This is a genomic window from Fibrobacter succinogenes subsp. succinogenes S85, from assembly GCF_000146505.1.
Taxonomy (GTDB): domain Bacteria; phylum Fibrobacterota; class Fibrobacteria; order Fibrobacterales; family Fibrobacteraceae; genus Fibrobacter; species Fibrobacter succinogenes.
The window spans coordinates 866463-882081 of sequence record NC_017448.1; the positions used below are offsets into that span (position 1 = coordinate 866463).

The following is a 15619-nucleotide window of genomic DNA, read 5'->3' on the forward strand; positions in this document are numbered from 1 at the left end:
CAATGTCATCGGAATTATTAAAGACAAAAAAGGATCATTATGCCGAAACTTCGTTCGCTCAAGACTATGGAAGGCCGCGAAATGGCCGGAGCACGCGCCCTGTGGCACGCAACTGGAACTAAGGTGGAAGACTTTGGTAAGCCCGTCATTTGCGTGGTGAACAGCTACACCCAGTTTGTACCGGGTCATGTCCACCTCAAGGATGTCGGCCAGGTTGTCGCTCGTGCGATCGAAGCTGCCGGCGGTGTCGCTAAGGAAATGAACACCATCGCAGTCGATGACGGTATCGCCATGGGCCACGACGGCATGCTCTACAGCTTGCCGAGCCGCGACCTCATTGCCGACTCCACCGAATACATGGCAAACGCTCACCGCGCAGACGCACTCGTCTGCATTTCTAACTGCGACAAGGTGACTCCGGGTATGCTCATGGCTGCCATGCGCCTCAACATTCCGGCAATCTTCGTTTCTGGCGGCCCGATGGAAGCTGGCCACGTCACGACGAAGGACGGTAAGGACCGCGCTCTCGACTTGATCGACGCCATGATCGATTCTGCAGACAACACCATCAGCGATGAAGAAGTTGCCGACATCGAAGCAAACGCTTGCCCGACTTGCGGTTCCTGCTCCGGCATGTTCACCGCAAACTCAATGAACTCCCTTACCGAAGCCCTCGGCCTTAGCTTGCCTGGCAACGGCACCATCGTTGCAACGCATGCCGAACGTAAGAAACTCTTCGAAGCTGCCGGTAAGCGCATCGTGGAACTCTGCCACCAGTATTACGATTTGAACGACGAAAGCATCCTCCCGCGCAGCATCGCCACGAAGGACGCCTTCGAAAACGCAATGCGCCTCGACATCGCCATGGGCGGTTCTTCTAACACAGTGCTTCACTTGCTCGCCGTCGCTCAGGAAGCTGGCGTGGACTTCACCATGAAGGACATTGACCGCCTCTCCCGCAACACGCCGTGCATCTGCAAGGTCGCTCCGACCGTCCACAACATCCACGTTGAAAACGTGAACCGCGCAGGCGGTATCATGGGCATCATCGGTGAACTCGACCGCATGGGCCTCATCCACAAGAGCGCAAAGACTGTTCACGCCGCCACGATGGGCGACGCTCTCGAAGCAAACGACCTCAAGCGTAATCCGACTGCCGAAGCCAAGCAGCGCTACCTCGCAGGTCCGGGCCGCAAGTACAACATCGAAGCATTCTCTCAGAACTTCATGTACCCGGATCACGACCTCGACCGTGCCAACGGTGCTATCCGCGATGGCGAACACGCTTACACCAAGGACGGCGGCCTCGCTGTTCTTTACGGTAACCTCGCTATCGACGGCTGCATCGTGAAGACCGCAGGCGTTGACGAATCCATCTGGAAGTTCACCGGTCCGGCAATCGTATTCGAAAGCCAGGAAGAAGCCGTGAACGGCATTCTCGGCAACAAGGTGAAGGCTGGCGACGTCGTCGTCATCCGTTACGAAGGCCCGAAGGGTGGTCCTGGCATGCAGGAAATGCTCTACCCGACCTCTCACCTCAAGAGCCGTCACCTCGGCAAGTCCTGCGCCCTCCTCACCGACGGTCGCTTCTCCGGCGGTACGAGCGGTCTCTCCATTGGCCACGCTTCTCCGGAAGCCGCCAACAAGGGTAACATCGGCCTCGTGCACACAGGCGACGTCATCGAAATCGATATCCCAAACCGCACCATCAACGTGGAACTCACCGACGAAGAACTCGCCGCCCGCCGCAAGGAAATGGAATCCCGTGGCGCCAAGGCATGGAAGCCGGAAAACCGCGACCGCGTCGTGTCCAAGGCACTCCAGGCATACGCTGCCATGGCTTCTTCTGCAGACAAGGGCGCTGTCAGAGACTTGTCTCTAATTGGAGTTAAATAAGCAAATCCCTGTGAGCCGTAGGCGACTCGTATTAACGAGTCGTCGGAGGCGAGAGGCGGCGAGGTATCGCAGTGTAAATAGCAATCGAACCGCCGGTCGTCACAGGGTGCTGTCAGAGACTTGTCTCTGATTGGTGTGAAGTAATTAAAGGAATTCCCCGCATACAAAAAACGGCACCGCACAGGTGCCGTTTTTTCATCCATACAAATTCTAAACCAAACTACACGACAGTCAGAATGTCCGAGAATCCCGTCACCTCAAAAATTTCCTTGATTTCATCGCAGACATTCTTGATGGTCATCTTGCCCTGCTTGTTCATAATCTTCTGGGCAGAAAGCAAAACGCGCAAGCCCGCCGAAGAAATATAAGACAACTTGGCAAAATCAAATTCCAGATCAGTTACACCGTCCAATTTTCCCTGAATCTCGGATTCGAGCAGCGGAGCCGTCATCGTATCCAAGCGTCCTTCCAAGGCAAAAGACGTGCTGGAACCATCCACATTTTTTTCAATTTTCATTATCAGCCTCTCTTTGTATTTTTAAATCTATAATAAATTAACCCAGTTTTTTTACAACGGTTAAAACATTCTTCTCGCCATCACGTTTGTACTCAACGCCATCCATGATTTTTTTTACGAGGAATATTCCAAGCCCGCCAATTTCGCGATCTTCCGCCGGAAGTGAAACATCCGGATCCGTCTTTTTCAGCGGATCATAAGCCACTCCCTCGTCAATAAAAGTCAGCTTTGCAGTCAGCACATCCTCGTTCACATTCAAAATCAGCTTCATATTAGAAGATCCCGAATAGCGAACAACATTGCTGAACAGTTCGTCAATCGCAACGCCAATCTGCATAATGGCCTTAGGCGACGGATTCAGCGGCTCCAGAGAGCTTTCAACAAAGTCCGTCAAAGTCTTGACATTTTCAAATTTTGAATCTACGACGATTTCTTTAACCCAATTCTGCATAGTACCAGCCAAAAGTTTCGTAAATCATACAATAATTATACATTTATCTCGCACAATTTGTCAATATTTCTGCAAAAAGCCCTAAAAAATGTGTTTAAAAGCAAACAATTCTATATTTTCCCGCATGATAAACACAACCCTTTGCTACATCGAACAAGACGGCAAGTACCTGCTGCTCCACCGCATCAAAAAGAAAAACGACATCAACAAGGACAAGTGGATCGGCATTGGCGGAAAGTTCGAAGAATGGGAATCGCCCGAAGACTGCATCCACCGCGAAGCACTCGAAGAAACAGGTCTCACGCTCATCCGCCCCAAGTATCGCGGCATCGTCACGTTCATCAGCGACGGCATGGACCAGACCGAATTCATGCATCTCTTTACGGCAACCGAATTCACAGGCTCAATCAAGGACTGCGACGAGGGCGTACTGGAATGGGTGGACAAGCAAAAAGTGAAGGAACTTCCCCACTGGGATGGTGACTTGATATTCCTAGCACTCCTGGAACGCGGCGAACCATTCTTTTCGCTCAAGCTCACCTACAAAGGCAGTACCCTCACCGAAGCTTTGCTCAATGAAACACCCGTAACACTACAGGATTTTCTGTAGTCATGTGATTTTCCGCAATTTTTTGATAAAAATTATTGGCAGGGCTTAACAAAACGCTTTAAATTAAGCATATTTGTGATACTCCAAACCAACCCCAGACTCGGCAAGATGCGTACTCCTACGATATTGCCGAGTCGCTTTTTTTATTACCCTTTTCTATTACCACTTTGCAAGGGCGTTCGAAACAATCAAGTCCTGGAGCTTTTCAACGGCACGCGTCTGGCCATGGCGGTCTTCGGTCTCGTTCGCTTGGACGTCATAGACACCATCCGCCGAGAGCGACTTGCTTTCGTAGATGATTCTTTCTTTTACGTTATCGTAAAATTTCACTTCAACGCGAATCGTCACGCGGTACGTTTCCACATCGCTATTGCTGTTATAGTTTTCGGGCTTGTTCGAATAGCTTAACAAAGTAATTTCAAAGTCGGCATTGGCATCGCTATTTACAAGACGCACACCACCCGCATTGCGCTTGAACATATCAACGACTGCTGTATGGATGTTATTTGCAAGCACCGGATCCAAAGTTTTGTCCTCGACTTCATGGATATTGACCGTCTTGATGTGGCTCGGGAGCGTACTTGCAGTAAAGCTATAGCAACCCGAAAAAAAGCTTACCACCATGGCAAGCATCAAGGCGACAAACAGGCGAGAAATAAACTTATGGTAAAGCATAATCACAATGTAGAAAAACACCCCGCAGCGCAAAGCCACAGGGTGTTCAAAATTCTACAGAACTAAACCTTATTTCTTCTGGGTTCTGCGATAACCGCGACGAATCGTTTCCGTAGTGCGCTGGAACGGCATCGTCATGATGGTCGGGTTGTTACCGTTACTTGCATAGCAGTAAGAGTAAGCTTCCTTCACGACCGTCATCTGGTAAACATACGGACCCGTAGCGAGCAAACGACCCTTGTCCGTAACCGGATACATCTTGATCGTAGCAAGCATAGCACCCGTAGAGCCATACATCGGAGTTTCACCGCAGCCCGGCACCTTCACGCCTGCAGACTTCGTAGAAGAACGCAAGCCGTTCAAGGCGTTTTCAAATTCTTCCTGTGTCACGCGCTTGCTGTACTGGTTCACAAAGTGGCCGAGGTGGTCAAACACGCGAATATTCACATGGAACGGCTGTGTGGTCGGGAAAGACCAGCTCGTGCAAGATTCGTTACTCTTCTTGCCCGGAACGTTTGCAGAACCGTCGTTATAGCAGAGAGTTTTGTTTGCATCCTGGCCTGCACCATAGACAACGCCTGTACCAACCGGGACAGTCGTAGCCCCCTGAGCACCAGAAGTCATAAGCACCTTGGCGCTATCCTTAGCCCACTTGAGCGGATCAACGTTATTGACAGCCGGAATCGGAGTCAAAACAAGGTCAGCAGTCATGTCGGTCGGAATCGTACCGCTACCAGCCAAGTCCGTAAGTGCCTGGGATTCATTCGTAAAGTCCGGACGGTCATAAGCAGGGTCGTCAGGCACCACAGGAGTCGTAGCCACTGCAGTATAAGAAATCTTACCCCACTTTTCACGTTCATCGAAGCCTTCCACATGCTTGCCAGAGCTCGATGCCACATAGAAAGTCACCTTCTGAGACCAGGCCATCAACTGAGCCCATTCCTGTGCAGTATAGTTACCACCATTGCCATCATCGTTAAGTCCCTGGCTATACGGAACGTTGAATGCCAAGCGGTCATCGCCCAGGAGGCCACCTTCAACAACGTTACCATTAAGGTCCTTCACGACACCTTCAAACTGGTACATCTGGCCATCGGCACCCTTGTCAATCGGGCCAGTCATCGAAGTCACATAGAAGCCATAAACCATCGTCACCTTCTGGCCGTTAGCATCGGTCACTTCGCGCAACACAACCATGGACGGCACATTCGGATTGTTGATAGCAATAAGGCTAGAGTCTGCCAGCGGGACGTTCATGTACATGCTGTTGTGAGAAATACCGTTTTCGTCCACCTTCACGACGACATCGCTAACAGTCGGCTGACCATAACGGGACGGAGCAAGTTCGGCAAGAGACGTACGGATGTAAATGTTGGAACCATCGGACTGACGGTCTGCATAGAAGAAGTGCAAATGATGCCAAGTATCATCGGCCCAGCCAGTTGCATCAGAAGCGCCGGAGCAGTTCGTGTAACCGGAAAGCGGTTCACCGACATGGCAACCATGATTGTTCCTTGCAAGAACTTCAATATCGACCTTACCCGGAGCAGACAAGTGCGTACCGCCCAAGTCCACGACAAGCACGCCATCAACAAAGATCCACATGTCATCGTCACCAGCGAATTCAAACACTTCGTGTGACGGAGTCTGGTTTGTAGTCTTGTACTTGAAGCTTGCGTAACCCATCATGGTAAAGGCGTAGTTGCGGAGGTGCTGCAAGCCGAGGCTTCCATTCATCACAGCAGCCTGCCATGCGGCGCTATGTCCACTGCCATTTTCAACAGCACGCGGGCCACCCTGATTCAACCAGTCCTGACAAAGCTTAGCCGTATTCTGGTTCAAGAAGTCAGCCTGGTCCTTGGCATACTGGTAGTTGTAAGGCGGGCAGAAAATTGAGAGCGTCTGCGGGTCATACTGGTCACACACACCGTTCGGCTGGATCGAAGCATTACAGGGCTTGTTCATTACCCATTCTCTTGTAACCGGGTTGATGCTATCCAGCGGAGAATAACCACCATTGTTATAGTTATAGTCGTAAATGTAGTACTTGGTACCAGCAGGATCCTTCGGGATATCCATTGTTGTGTTGACACGCTTGTTCTGGCCCGGAACATCAAGATACCACTGTTCAAAGAACTGGTTGTCGCAGCGTTCGTTCATCTTGCTGATGACGACACCGTCATACATATCAATCTTGCCGTCAGCACCAGGAGCAGCAAAAATCAAATAAGGATTCACCATGCCCGGCGTGTAAATAACCGGATTGGACCAGTTTGTACCACCATTCGGGCATTTGTAACCACTCACGTCATTCTGGGCATTCTTGTAACCACGCTGCGTCCATCCCTGAGTAGACTTCTGGGAACATTCACCATACTCCAAGACAGGACCAGCAGAAACAGTCTGTAAATAGGCCGGGAGATACGGATTCACCTGTCTCGGGAAACCATCAGTACCAATTTCGGCACCGACAATACCCGGCTGGAACGTATTCATGTTACCACAAGTATTATGATACGGTACATTGGCATACCAGACTGCATCGTAACCATACAAGTTCATTGCAGCACCGGTAGAAGTCCTGTAATTGTAAATTTCATTCAGATGATTAACGGATTCTTCCGAGAAATTTTCAAAGTCAGGGTGATTCGGCTGGAAATCGCGAATCACAATATCCAATGTGCGGACATCCTGGGTCTGGGCAAAAGTAGCAACGGAACAACCAAACAGAGCACCGAGGGTAATCCATCTATATAATTTCATAATAATCCAATCTCCACCTAAGGATAGGTTACAACAATTCCACCTAAATATAAACCAAATAAAATGAAAAGAGGTCCTATTATAATGCAAAATATATGTAAAAACAGAAAATCTTGAGAAAAGCCGGCAAGTTCCGTATTATATCCACAAAAACACTAGGCCTTCTATGTTTTTTCCAAGTGGATTATCTATTTTTTCCGCCCATGAATTGGTCCATTGTTTTCTTTGTCATCATGATGCTCCTGTTGTTGCGCATTTTGCGCCTAAGAATCCGCGCCAACAGCACCCGTTCGGAATCTTTCAAGCGACTTCCACCCAAAGACCAGCTTGCAGTCCTCAAAGAATGCCTATTAAACAACCCTTCTGAGGCCAATCTAAAGAATTTAGCGGAATTTAGCGAGCGAACATCTATAAAAATTGACGTCGAAAGCTACCGTCCGTTCCTCAAGTCGCAGTTGGAAATTTTCGGCCGCAAGGATGCCATTGCCGAAGACAACGAGCTTTACGCCAAAGAATGTGAATGGATGGACAAAATTACGCCAATCGAATTTGAAGAAGCCGAATCGTTCAGGCAAGCAAACGAGACTCAAAAGTACATTGAGCGCACCCTTGAAGGCATCGCCCGCCTGTACTCCGATGAAGCGATTCTGGAGACTCTTGCTAAAATCGCCCCGGACTACCCGCACGCAAGCGAGCTGACCGAAAGCTACAAGCAGCTCATGCAAGCCCGCGACGAAAGTGGCGCTGACGACAAGTCTCTCGAAGCCCTCCGCAAGCAAAAAAACGCCTGGGAAGAAGACCTCTTGAACGTAAAATTAGTAGACAGTAGGAAGTTGGCAGAACCTAGCCCGCTCCGCTCTTAGAACTTAGTTGGCAGAACTTAGTTGACAGAGCTTAAAGAGAATGCATTGTTCTAAGTTCTATTTCTCCAAAAAATCCAACGCTTCGCCGGCAAGTTCCACACAGCGGTTGCACGGGATAATCTTGTTCGGGCGGATTTCCTGACACTTGGTGCAGCCCTGAGCGCCGCGCTTAAAGACATCTTCAATCGATTCAGCATGGTCGGGTTGCATCATCTTCGCCGCATAGAGCGCCCCGCACAAGCCGTCCGGAGCCTTTCCGCCACCAAAAGCACGGAACATTTCGGCAGCCTTCACTGCCTCTTCTTCGGACTTGCCTGTTGCTCGCGCATAGCCATAAGCAACCGCCATGGCACAGTTACCGCGCTTATCCGCATGGAATTTCTTTGAAAATTCGGCAATCGACATAAAAGCTCCTTTTACATTGTCATGCCGGCCTCCGTGTTCTTTGACCACTTGCGCTTTAGCGCTTATGTGGTCATGATCCGCGAATGGGGACGGCATCACCTTTTCTTATAAATATATATATTCTAGACATGCCTAACAAAAACAACGACATTCAAAATCTTGACCTTGACCAGCTCATCGGCAACATGAGCTCCATCAACAGCGAAGACTACTGGTTCACCAAAGTCTCAAAAATTGAGGAATACGACGAATCCGCACCGCAAAAGCCGGATTCCGAGAGTCACCAAAGGTGATCCCCGAATAAGTCGGGGATGACATTGCAAAAAATTTCATTAGAAACAAAAGACCCTGCAAAAACTTGCAGGGTTTTAAAATCCAAATATTAATTTGAATTACTTGTCAGTAAGCACTGCAACGCCCGGAAGAACCTTGCCTTCCAAGAGTTCGAGGGAAGCGCCACCACCCGTAGAGGTGTGGGTCACCTTCTTGTCAGCGCCGTACTTCTTGGCAGCCGTAGCGGTATCGCCACCACCGATCACGGTGATTGCGCCAGCAGCGGTAGCTTCGACGATAGCGTCAGCCATAGCCTTGGTAGCCTTTTCGAAAGCTTCGAATTCGAACACGCCTGCAGGACCGTTCCAAACGATGGTCTTTGCGGACTTGATAGCGTTCACGAAGAGCTTGGTGGATTCAGCGCCCACATCGAGGCCCATCCAGCCAGCCGGAATGCCTTCGGCGTCAGAGACAGCCTTGGTAGCAGCGTCGGCAGCGAACTTGTCAGCAGCGATGTAGTCAACCGGGAGGATGATTTCCTTGCCGGCAGCCTTGGCCTTGGCCATCAGATCCGGAACGAGCTTGGCACCTTCTTCGTCAAACAAAGAAGAACCGATTTCGATGTTGTTGAGAACCTTCTTGAAGGTGAAAGCCATGCCACCGCCGATGATGATCTTGTCGGCCTTGTCGAGGAGGTTGTTGATGAGCTGGATCTTGTCAGCGACCTTTGCACCGCCGAGGATGGCAAGGAACGGACGCGGAGGATTGTTGAGGACCTGGTCGAATGCCTTGAGTTCCTTGTTCATGAGGAAACCAGCGGCACGCTGCGGGAGTTCAACACCAGTCATGGAAGAGTGATCGCGATGAGCGGTACCGAAAGCGTCGTTCACGTAGACGTCAGCGAGCTTGGTGAGGCTTGCGCGGAATGCCTTGACGGCTTCCTTGTCGGCCTTTTCCTTAGTTTCGGTGCCATCGGCGTTCTTGATCTTACGCTTGCCTTCTTCTTCGATGTGGAAGCGGAGGTTTTCGAGGAGGATGATTTCACCCGGCTTGATAGCAGCGCAGGCAGCTTCAACTTCCGGACCAACGCAGTCCGGGAGGAACTTCACCGGCTTCTTGATGAGTTCTTCGAGCTTCTTAGCAACCGGAGCGAGTGTGTACTTCATGTTCTTTTCGCCATTCGGACGGCCGAGGTGGGAAGCGAGCACGACTGCTGCACCCTTTTCGAGAGCGTACTGGATGGTCGGGAGAGCGGCTTCGATACGCTTGGTGTTGGTAATTTCGCCAGTCACCTTGTCCTGCGGAACGTTGAAGTCGACACGGATGAACACGCGCTTGCCGGCGAGTTCGAGATCTTCGATAGAAAGCTTTGCCATTATAGCACCTTCTTTTTTAGGGTTAAAATTTTACGGCTGTAAATATAGAAAAGACGAGAGACGAGAGAGGAGAGACGAGAGCTTTTTTCATTGGAAAAAGCATGAAGGTGAAACAGGGTACGTTTTGTAACCAGACTTTTACAAACAGAACGTTGAACCATACAATTAATTGATAATTTTATCACACCAATAATTTATTCATCCCTTTTGTGATTCTCCGCGTGAAAAAAAATTATATAATTCACTATCGGTGTTTTTTTTATATATTTTTCCAAAAAAATTGGATTATTCGGAGTAGATACGATGAAGCGTTCTTTCTTATTGGCCTTATGCCTTTCCGCTGCAGCAGCTTTCGCTGGAGTTTATGATATCGCTGATTTTACGGCTAAAGATGCCGTTATGTCTGACAATCAAGTTTTTGCCGCCAATGGTGGTCAGGAACTCAGCACCGCTTCCGTTGACGAAGCAGCTGCTGTTCCTTCTGGAAATATTGTTCTCCGTCAGAAGTTCGCCCAGGAATCTGGCCTTAACGCCTACCAGCTTTACATCGGTCAAGTTGGCGACGTTTCTTCCATGACCGCATTGAGCGTTCCTTCTACGGTTTCGTACAAGAATGTCATTAAATCCAAACTTTACGTCCGTCGCGGCATGAAGCCGGGTGATGACGCCGAAAAGGTCTACTTTGACGGCAAGTACGTCTACATCCCGGGTGCAACATCCGCAATCACATTTGTGAACGGCATCGCCACTGAACTCAAGAGTGAAGCTCCGGCCGCTTCCGCAAGCTCCGCTCCGAAACAGGAATGCGATGAATTCGATGTTTCTTGCGATGAAGACATCATTGCCGCAAAGAACAGCAAGAGCTACGATGTTTCTGGCGACTTGAACAGCACAAACTCCCGCGCAGACTCCCGTGACTATTCCGCTTCCGCCGCAGCACAGGATGTCAAGGACCGCTTCGGTATCGCTGACGAAGTCCGCTTCTGGAGTGCAGTCGCCCTTTCCGCTGTTGCAGCGGGTAGTGCAGTCGTTGGTGTTCTCCAGCAGATGAAGGCTAGCGAAGCAGACAAGGCCTACAAGGATCTTGAAAAGGTCGCTAACAATGTCGAAGGCAAGATTAAGGAAGTTTGCAGTTCCATCAACAACTTTGACAGATGCGTCAAGTGGTACAAAACAGAAGCAACGCCTGAAACAAAGGCATTCATGATTGATGGTTGGTCTTACATTGACCTCCAGAACAGAATGAAGATCAACAAGGACACCAAGGATTCTTACGCTATGGGCCGCAACATCTGGTTCGGCGTCACAGCAGTTTCTTTGACTGCAGCTATCGTGTTGTTCGCATGGTAATGGAACAAGGGCGAATCCGACTCAAAGACGTTCAATTTGATTGCATTGTAGGCATACTCCCCTACGAACGCGAAAACGAACAGCCAATCATCTTGAACCTGACCCTTTGGTTGGACTTTGCCAAAGCTGCAGAAACTGAAGATTTAAACGAATCTATCGACTATGCAAAGCTGGCGGAAGAACTCAAAGGGTTCATCCGCCTTTCTTGTTTTAAGCTAGTTGAAACGCTTGTCGTAAAGACCGCAGAATACGTCTTGGAACATTATCCCAAAGCAACCGCAGTCGAAGTCTCTGTTGCAAAGCCCCAAGCCGTCCCCGGTTGCCTCGGCGCCGAAGCAAGCGTTAAAATCAGTAGACAGTAGGCGGTAGGAAGTAGGAAGGAGACTTGTCCGAGCCAGTCATCCTCTAAAGGCGCGGTAGCGCAGAGCTTCGGAGAGATCCATAATGTCTACAGCGGAGGCGCCGCGCAAGTCGGCAATCGTGCGCGCAACTTTTAACAACCTAAAGTATCCGCGCGCACTCAATTCCATTTTAGCGGCAGCATTTACCGCAAAGCTTTCTACAGCAGGTGTCATCGCCGCAAATTTCCGTGCATATTCCGATGACATTTCAGCATTGGACTTAAACGTCAAATTGCGGAAGCGTTCCCGCTGAATTACACGAGCCGCACATACGCGCCTACGAATATCTGCAGAGGACTCCCCTCGCCCTTTTATCGCAAACATCGCAGCATCAACAGGTGGCACGCTCACCTGAATGTCAATACGGTCCAATAACGGTCCCGAAATTTTTTCACGATAACGTTTACGCGCTTCGGGCAAGCAAGTGCATTCACGCTTCGGATCCATAGAATAGCCACACGGACACGGGTTCATTGCAGCGCCCATCATAAACCGAGCAGGCCACACCACAGTACCGCTTGCTCGGCTAACCGATATTTCTCCTTCTTCCATCGGCTCGCGTAACGCTTCCAAGACACTCCGGTTGAACTCAGGCAGTTCATCCAGAAACAGTACCCCATTATGCGCCAAGCTCGCCTCGCCCGGCAAAAGCCTAGTGCCGCCGCCCACAAGCGAAACCATCGACGCTGAATGATGCGGTGAACGAAATGGTCTAGCAAGCACAGGTTTAAATTCGTCAGAATCACCTGCACTACGAGCACACGAATGAATTCGCGTCGTTTCCAAAATTTCCTGTTCAGTCATTTCAGGAAGAATCCCCGGCAAGCATTTCGCACAAAGTGTTTTACCCGCCCCAGGCGAACCTACAAGCAAAAAATTATGCGCACCAGCAGCGGCAATTTCAAGCGCACGCTTTACGCCATCCATCCCCACCACATTCTTAAAATCAGGAACCTTATCGTCAACGTCAACGCGGTACGACGCAATCCCTTTTGCAACTTTCACATCTTGACAGGAATTGCGCGTCAAAATTTCAACACATTCCCCAAGTGTATCCGCACAAACAAAATGAATACCTTCCACCAGCGAAGCCTCCTGCACATTCCCTCGCGGAATAACGAGAATGCACTTACGTTCTGTAGACAAATTCATTGCGATGGATAACACTCCACGGACAGGCTTCAACAAACCATCCAATGAAAGTTCGCCCACAAAGACATAGCGTTCCAACTGAGGGATTTCAATCTCACCCGTTGAAACAAGCAAGCCAATCGCCAGCGGAAGGTCTAAAGCACTCCCCTCCTTTCGCAAATCCGCCGGTGACAGATTCACCGTTGTACGGAAACCTGTCACCACTTTCCCGATGGAACGTATCGCCGAAACGACGCGCTCACGAGATTCCCTTACCGCATTGTCCGGGAGCCCAACAAGAGTAAAACCAGGCAGTCCTTGAGCGGCATCGACTTCAACACTCACGGAAACGGCCTTTATTCCAAACAAGCAATAAGAACGGATTCTACGAAACAAGTTGCACCTGCCTTATGCTACTGCAGCCTGATACTTTTCAAGCACGCAATTTTCAATGTGTTCACGCAGCTGACGCGTAATCGGCAAGCACACGGTGCGATAATCTTCGCCCTTGTAGAACGTATCAATCGGGTAGCCCACAAACATGCCATTTTCACCATCCATCACGCGGAGTCCACGAATCTGGATTTGGTCGTTCAGCACGATTGTCGCAAGCCCTTTCATGTGACCTAGGTTTGCTCCTTCCTTGAACGGAAATACTTGAACATTCGTCACGGCAAGGCAATCAAATGCCGGAGACATTGCAGGGAAACCAGAGGTTTTCTTTTCTGTTTTTTCAGCCATATCGGCCTCCTATTTTTTTGAAGATTAACCGCAGTTGAACGCACTCGCATTCTTGCGGAACGCTACACAGTATGCAAAAGACGTGCCAAAGACAAAATCGGCGTTTTTATGCAAAATTCGGCATTTCCATTCGAATAAAAAAGTGATTAATCGATTTAATCACTGATTAATCAGTTATTTTAACACATACAAAGTAATGCATTTTGTGCCTATAAAAAATTTTCTACCTTATCAACCATGCTTTTAAAACCGAATATGCAATGGACGGCCAACCAGGGAATCATTCACCCAATGGTCACAGCCGAGTTTTCGCAAACGACAAACAGCGTCGTCGTCAAGTTTACCGTAGAAGAACCTTTGGACTGCTATCGCGCCGCCGTTCAAGAAGACAACGGACGCAGCTGGGAAGATTCCTGCGTGGAAATCTTTTTGCAGAATCCGGCAAACCCGGCCGAATATTTCAACTTCGAAACGACAAGCCGAGGCTTTGTACTCGCCGCCCGTGGAATTGACCGCAATAACAGACAAACGCTCCCGCTCGATACGATCGCAAAAATCAAGCGTTCAGGAACTACGCCATGCATCCAAGACGATTCCGTCTACTGGACAATGACGATTGAAATTCCTGCCGAGATTTTTGGAATTAAATCATTCCAGGCGCCACTCCGCGGAAACCTCTACAAGTGTGCCGATAAAGCAAACAAGCCCCATTACCTGAGCGCGTTCCGCATAGAAACAGAAAAACCGGACTTTCACCGTCCGGAATTCTTTCAAGTTTTAGGATAAAAGGCGATTCCGGCACAGAGGCCGGAATGACAGTCGCCATTACATCATACGCAATTTCATCTCGAAGACGGCGCGATCATTTTCGTCGAGAATTCGCATGTACGTAGCCCCATTGTGGTCCGCACGGAAGACTCTCATCGTCTGCCCTTCTTCGGATTCGCCCAAGTAATGAACTTCGAGCTCTGACGGGATGCAGAGTTCCAAATCCGAAGCGCTAAACACGTTCAACGCAAGCTTCACGTACTCGATGTTGTTCATGTGGTGCGACATATCGATATGTTGCGGCAACACCTTTTGCTGATAAACTTCTTCGTACTCTTCTGGTTTCACGTTAAAGCGGTCGAATTCGTCCGTCATAAACGCATCCGGGAATCCTTCCGTCGGGAAGTCCACATCCGAAAGGCGCATCGGGCGATGGCGATCCAAGCTCAGACAACACATTTCTTGCTTTGCAAAAATAATCGGCTCGCCTTCCACCGTGGTAATCGCCGTATTTTCGTTCAAACGAATCAGCTGGTTATCTGCCGGGAACGACGTTGTCACGACCTTGTCGCGCCAGTACGGACGCTTGAGGAACTTGAACTTCGCCTTGTAAACGACCCAAAAGCCGCCCTTTTCTTTTACCACGAAATTGTCCATTTTCATGGCGCCAAAATTTTCTGTAATATTGTCCTGGACCATGAGCACAGTCTGTGCAAGGCCCATCTTTCCAGAAACATCAATATAAGCCGAAGTTATTGTTCTCGGCTTTTGGAACACGAGCGGATTTTTCGCCAAAGTATAAATATCAATCATGGTTTTAATATAATTTTTTTTATCATTTGGGCGCATGTCTACCGTTATTATTTTCAATAAGCCTTTTGGTGTTTTGAGCCAGTTCACCCCCGAAGCGGGCCACCCCGCCCTCGATAGCTTCGGATTTCCGCCAGGAGTGTACGCCGCAGGTCGCCTCGACCACGATAGCGAAGGAGCATTGCTCCTGACTGATAACGGCAAGCTCATCAAAAAACTTTTGGACCCGAAATACGAGCACCCGCGCACATACCTCGCGCAAGTGGACGGTCAAATCACCGAAGAAGCCGTCTGTAAGCTCGCCAAAGGCGTAGACATCAAGGGCTACCACACCAAGCCCTGCAAAGCTGAAATTGTCGAAGCCCCGGAATGGATCTGGGAACGCAATCCGCCGGTACGTTTCCGCGCAAACATTCCCACTAGCTGGGTAAAGCTCACGCTCATTGAAGGCAAGAACCGCCAAGTCCGTCACATGACTGCAGCCGTAGGCTTTCCCACGCTCCGCCTTGTCCGCGTGCAAATCGGAAACATCCCGCTTGGCAAATTAAAGCCAGGCGAATGGCGCATCGTCACAGACAAAGTTATTTAA

At 49.6% G+C, this 15619-nt stretch carries 17 protein-coding genes; 8 read left to right on the forward strand and 9 right to left on the reverse strand.

Annotated elements, in window-relative coordinates; genetic code table 11:
• Positions 1-39 precede the first annotated feature (39 nt).
• The gene (gene ilvD, locus FSU_RS03735) at positions 40-1896 is read left to right on the forward strand and encodes a dihydroxy-acid dehydratase (RefSeq protein ID WP_014545318.1); all 1857 of its coding nucleotides are present in this window, start codon (positions 40-42) and stop codon (positions 1894-1896) included.
• A gap of 220 nt (positions 1897-2116) precedes the next feature.
• Here the strand turns inward: ilvD and FSU_RS03740 are convergent, their stop codons facing one another.
• Entirely contained in the window at positions 2117-2413 is a 297-nt protein-coding gene (locus tag FSU_RS03740; protein WP_012820215.1) for an STAS domain-containing protein, read from the reverse strand.
• Between the two features lie 37 nt (positions 2414-2450).
• Positions 2451-2864 (reverse strand): ATP-binding protein, encoded by a 414-nt coding sequence (locus tag FSU_RS03745; protein ID WP_012820216.1) that lies wholly within the window; start codon positions 2862-2864, stop codon positions 2451-2453.
• A gap of 124 nt (positions 2865-2988) precedes the next feature.
• Here FSU_RS03745 and FSU_RS03750 point away from each other — a divergent pair, with 124 nt between their 5' ends.
• Positions 2989-3474 carry an NUDIX hydrolase gene (locus FSU_RS03750; protein ID WP_014545319.1) on the forward strand — a complete coding sequence of 162 codons (486 nt, stop codon included), beginning with the start codon at positions 2989-2991 and terminating at the stop codon, positions 3472-3474.
• A 159-nt stretch (positions 3475-3633) separates the two neighbouring features.
• Here the strand turns inward: FSU_RS03750 and FSU_RS03755 are convergent, their stop codons facing one another.
• Both FSU_RS03755 and FSU_RS03760 read right to left on the reverse strand, forming a co-directional pair.
• On the reverse strand, positions 3634-4149 hold the full coding sequence (locus tag FSU_RS03755) for an LptE family protein (RefSeq protein WP_014545320.1): 516 nt from the start codon (positions 4147-4149) through the stop codon (positions 3634-3636).
• Between the two features lie 69 nt (positions 4150-4218).
• Positions 4219-6912 (reverse strand): fibro-slime domain-containing protein, encoded by a 2694-nt coding sequence (locus tag FSU_RS03760; RefSeq protein ID WP_012820219.1) that lies wholly within the window; start codon positions 6910-6912, stop codon positions 4219-4221.
• Positions 6913-7115: 203 nt separating this feature from the next.
• Here FSU_RS03760 and FSU_RS03765 point away from each other — a divergent pair, with 203 nt between their 5' ends.
• On the forward strand, positions 7116-7775 hold the full coding sequence (locus FSU_RS03765; protein ID WP_012820220.1) for a hypothetical protein: 660 nt from the start codon (positions 7116-7118) through the stop codon (positions 7773-7775).
• Positions 7776-7832: 57 nt separating this feature from the next.
• Here the strand turns inward: FSU_RS03765 and FSU_RS03770 are convergent, their stop codons facing one another.
• On the reverse strand, positions 7833-8180 hold the full coding sequence (locus FSU_RS03770; RefSeq protein ID WP_012820221.1) for a hypothetical protein: 348 nt from the start codon (positions 8178-8180) through the stop codon (positions 7833-7835).
• 128 nt (positions 8181-8308) lie between these two features.
• On the opposite strand from FSU_RS03770, the gene FSU_RS03775 reads away from it, so the two are divergent.
• Entirely contained in the window at positions 8309-8473 is a 165-nt protein-coding gene (locus FSU_RS03775) for a hypothetical protein (protein WP_012820222.1), read from the forward strand.
• Positions 8474-8572: 99 nt separating this feature from the next.
• Here the strand turns inward: FSU_RS03775 and pgk are convergent, their stop codons facing one another.
• A complete protein-coding gene (pgk, locus tag FSU_RS03780; RefSeq protein ID WP_012820223.1) occupies positions 8573-9829 on the reverse strand; it encodes a phosphoglycerate kinase in 1257 nt (418 codons plus the stop codon).
• 303 nt (positions 9830-10132) lie between these two features.
• Here pgk and FSU_RS03785 point away from each other — a divergent pair, with 303 nt between their 5' ends.
• Positions 10133-11179 (forward strand): hypothetical protein, encoded by a 1047-nt coding sequence (locus FSU_RS03785; RefSeq protein ID WP_012820224.1) that lies wholly within the window; start codon positions 10133-10135, stop codon positions 11177-11179.
• A complete protein-coding gene (folB, locus tag FSU_RS03790; protein WP_233138444.1) occupies positions 11173-11541 on the forward strand; it encodes a dihydroneopterin aldolase in 369 nt (122 codons plus the stop codon). Before FSU_RS03785 ends, folB begins: the two co-directional genes overlap by 7 nt.
• A 36-nt stretch (positions 11542-11577) precedes the next feature.
• On the opposite strand, the gene FSU_RS03795 is transcribed toward folB, so the two are convergent.
• Positions 11578-13107 carry a YifB family Mg chelatase-like AAA ATPase gene (locus FSU_RS03795; protein ID WP_012820226.1) on the reverse strand — a complete coding sequence of 510 codons (1530 nt, stop codon included), beginning with the start codon at positions 13105-13107 and terminating at the stop codon, positions 11578-11580.
• A 12-nt stretch (positions 13108-13119) separates the two neighbouring features.
• Entirely contained in the window at positions 13120-13452 is a 333-nt protein-coding gene (locus tag FSU_RS03800) for a SpoVG family protein (protein ID WP_139829225.1), read from the reverse strand.
• A gap of 255 nt (positions 13453-13707) precedes the next feature.
• Here FSU_RS03800 and FSU_RS03805 point away from each other — a divergent pair, with 255 nt between their 5' ends.
• A complete protein-coding gene (locus tag FSU_RS03805; protein ID WP_244263710.1) occupies positions 13708-14238 on the forward strand; it encodes a carbohydrate-binding family 9-like protein in 531 nt (176 codons plus the stop codon).
• A 39-nt stretch (positions 14239-14277) separates the two neighbouring features.
• On the opposite strand, the gene FSU_RS03810 is transcribed toward FSU_RS03805, so the two are convergent.
• Positions 14278-15033 carry an acyl-[acyl-carrier-protein] thioesterase gene (locus FSU_RS03810; RefSeq protein WP_012820229.1) on the reverse strand — a complete coding sequence of 252 codons (756 nt, stop codon included), beginning with the start codon at positions 15031-15033 and terminating at the stop codon, positions 14278-14280.
• A gap of 34 nt (positions 15034-15067) precedes the next feature.
• Between FSU_RS03810 and FSU_RS03815 the strand changes: the two genes are divergently transcribed.
• Positions 15068-15619, forward strand: coding sequence for a pseudouridine synthase (locus tag FSU_RS03815; RefSeq protein WP_012820230.1), 552 nt, complete (start codon positions 15068-15070; stop codon positions 15617-15619).

Excerpts from the sequence above, each read along its gene's own strand:
- FSU_RS03810 (WP_012820229.1), bottom strand. The coding sequence starts at position 15,033 with ATGATTGATATTTATACTTTGGCGAAAAATCCGCTCGTGTTCCAAAAG.
- folB (WP_233138444.1), top strand. The coding sequence starts at position 11,173 with ATGGTAATGGAACAAGGGCGAATCCGACTCAAAGACGTTCAATTTGAT.
- FSU_RS03755 (WP_014545320.1), bottom strand. The coding sequence starts at position 4,149 with ATGCTTTACCATAAGTTTATTTCTCGCCTGTTTGTCGCCTTGATGCTT.
- FSU_RS03800 (WP_139829225.1), bottom strand. The coding sequence starts at position 13,452 with ATGGCTGAAAAAACAGAAAAGAAAACCTCTGGTTTCCCTGCAATGTCT.
- FSU_RS03760 (WP_012820219.1), bottom strand. The coding sequence starts at position 6,912 with ATGAAATTATATAGATGGATTACCCTCGGTGCTCTGTTTGGTTGTTCC.
- FSU_RS03765 (WP_012820220.1), top strand. The coding sequence starts at position 7,116 with ATGAATTGGTCCATTGTTTTCTTTGTCATCATGATGCTCCTGTTGTTG.
- ilvD (WP_014545318.1), top strand. The coding sequence starts at position 40 with ATGCCGAAACTTCGTTCGCTCAAGACTATGGAAGGCCGCGAAATGGCC.
- FSU_RS03745 (WP_012820216.1), bottom strand. The coding sequence starts at position 2,864 with ATGCAGAATTGGGTTAAAGAAATCGTCGTAGATTCAAAATTTGAAAAT.
- pgk (WP_012820223.1), bottom strand. The coding sequence starts at position 9,829 with ATGGCAAAGCTTTCTATCGAAGATCTCGAACTCGCCGGCAAGCGCGTG.
- FSU_RS03750 (WP_014545319.1), top strand. The coding sequence starts at position 2,989 with ATGATAAACACAACCCTTTGCTACATCGAACAAGACGGCAAGTACCTG.
- FSU_RS03740 (WP_012820215.1), bottom strand. The coding sequence starts at position 2,413 with ATGAAAATTGAAAAAAATGTGGATGGTTCCAGCACGTCTTTTGCCTTG.
- FSU_RS03805 (WP_244263710.1), top strand. The coding sequence starts at position 13,708 with ATGCAATGGACGGCCAACCAGGGAATCATTCACCCAATGGTCACAGCC.
- FSU_RS03785 (WP_012820224.1), top strand. The coding sequence starts at position 10,133 with ATGAAGCGTTCTTTCTTATTGGCCTTATGCCTTTCCGCTGCAGCAGCT.
- FSU_RS03770 (WP_012820221.1), bottom strand. The coding sequence starts at position 8,180 with ATGTCGATTGCCGAATTTTCAAAGAAATTCCATGCGGATAAGCGCGGT.
- FSU_RS03815 (WP_012820230.1), top strand. The coding sequence starts at position 15,068 with ATGTCTACCGTTATTATTTTCAATAAGCCTTTTGGTGTTTTGAGCCAG.
- FSU_RS03775 (WP_012820222.1), top strand. The coding sequence starts at position 8,309 with ATGCCTAACAAAAACAACGACATTCAAAATCTTGACCTTGACCAGCTC.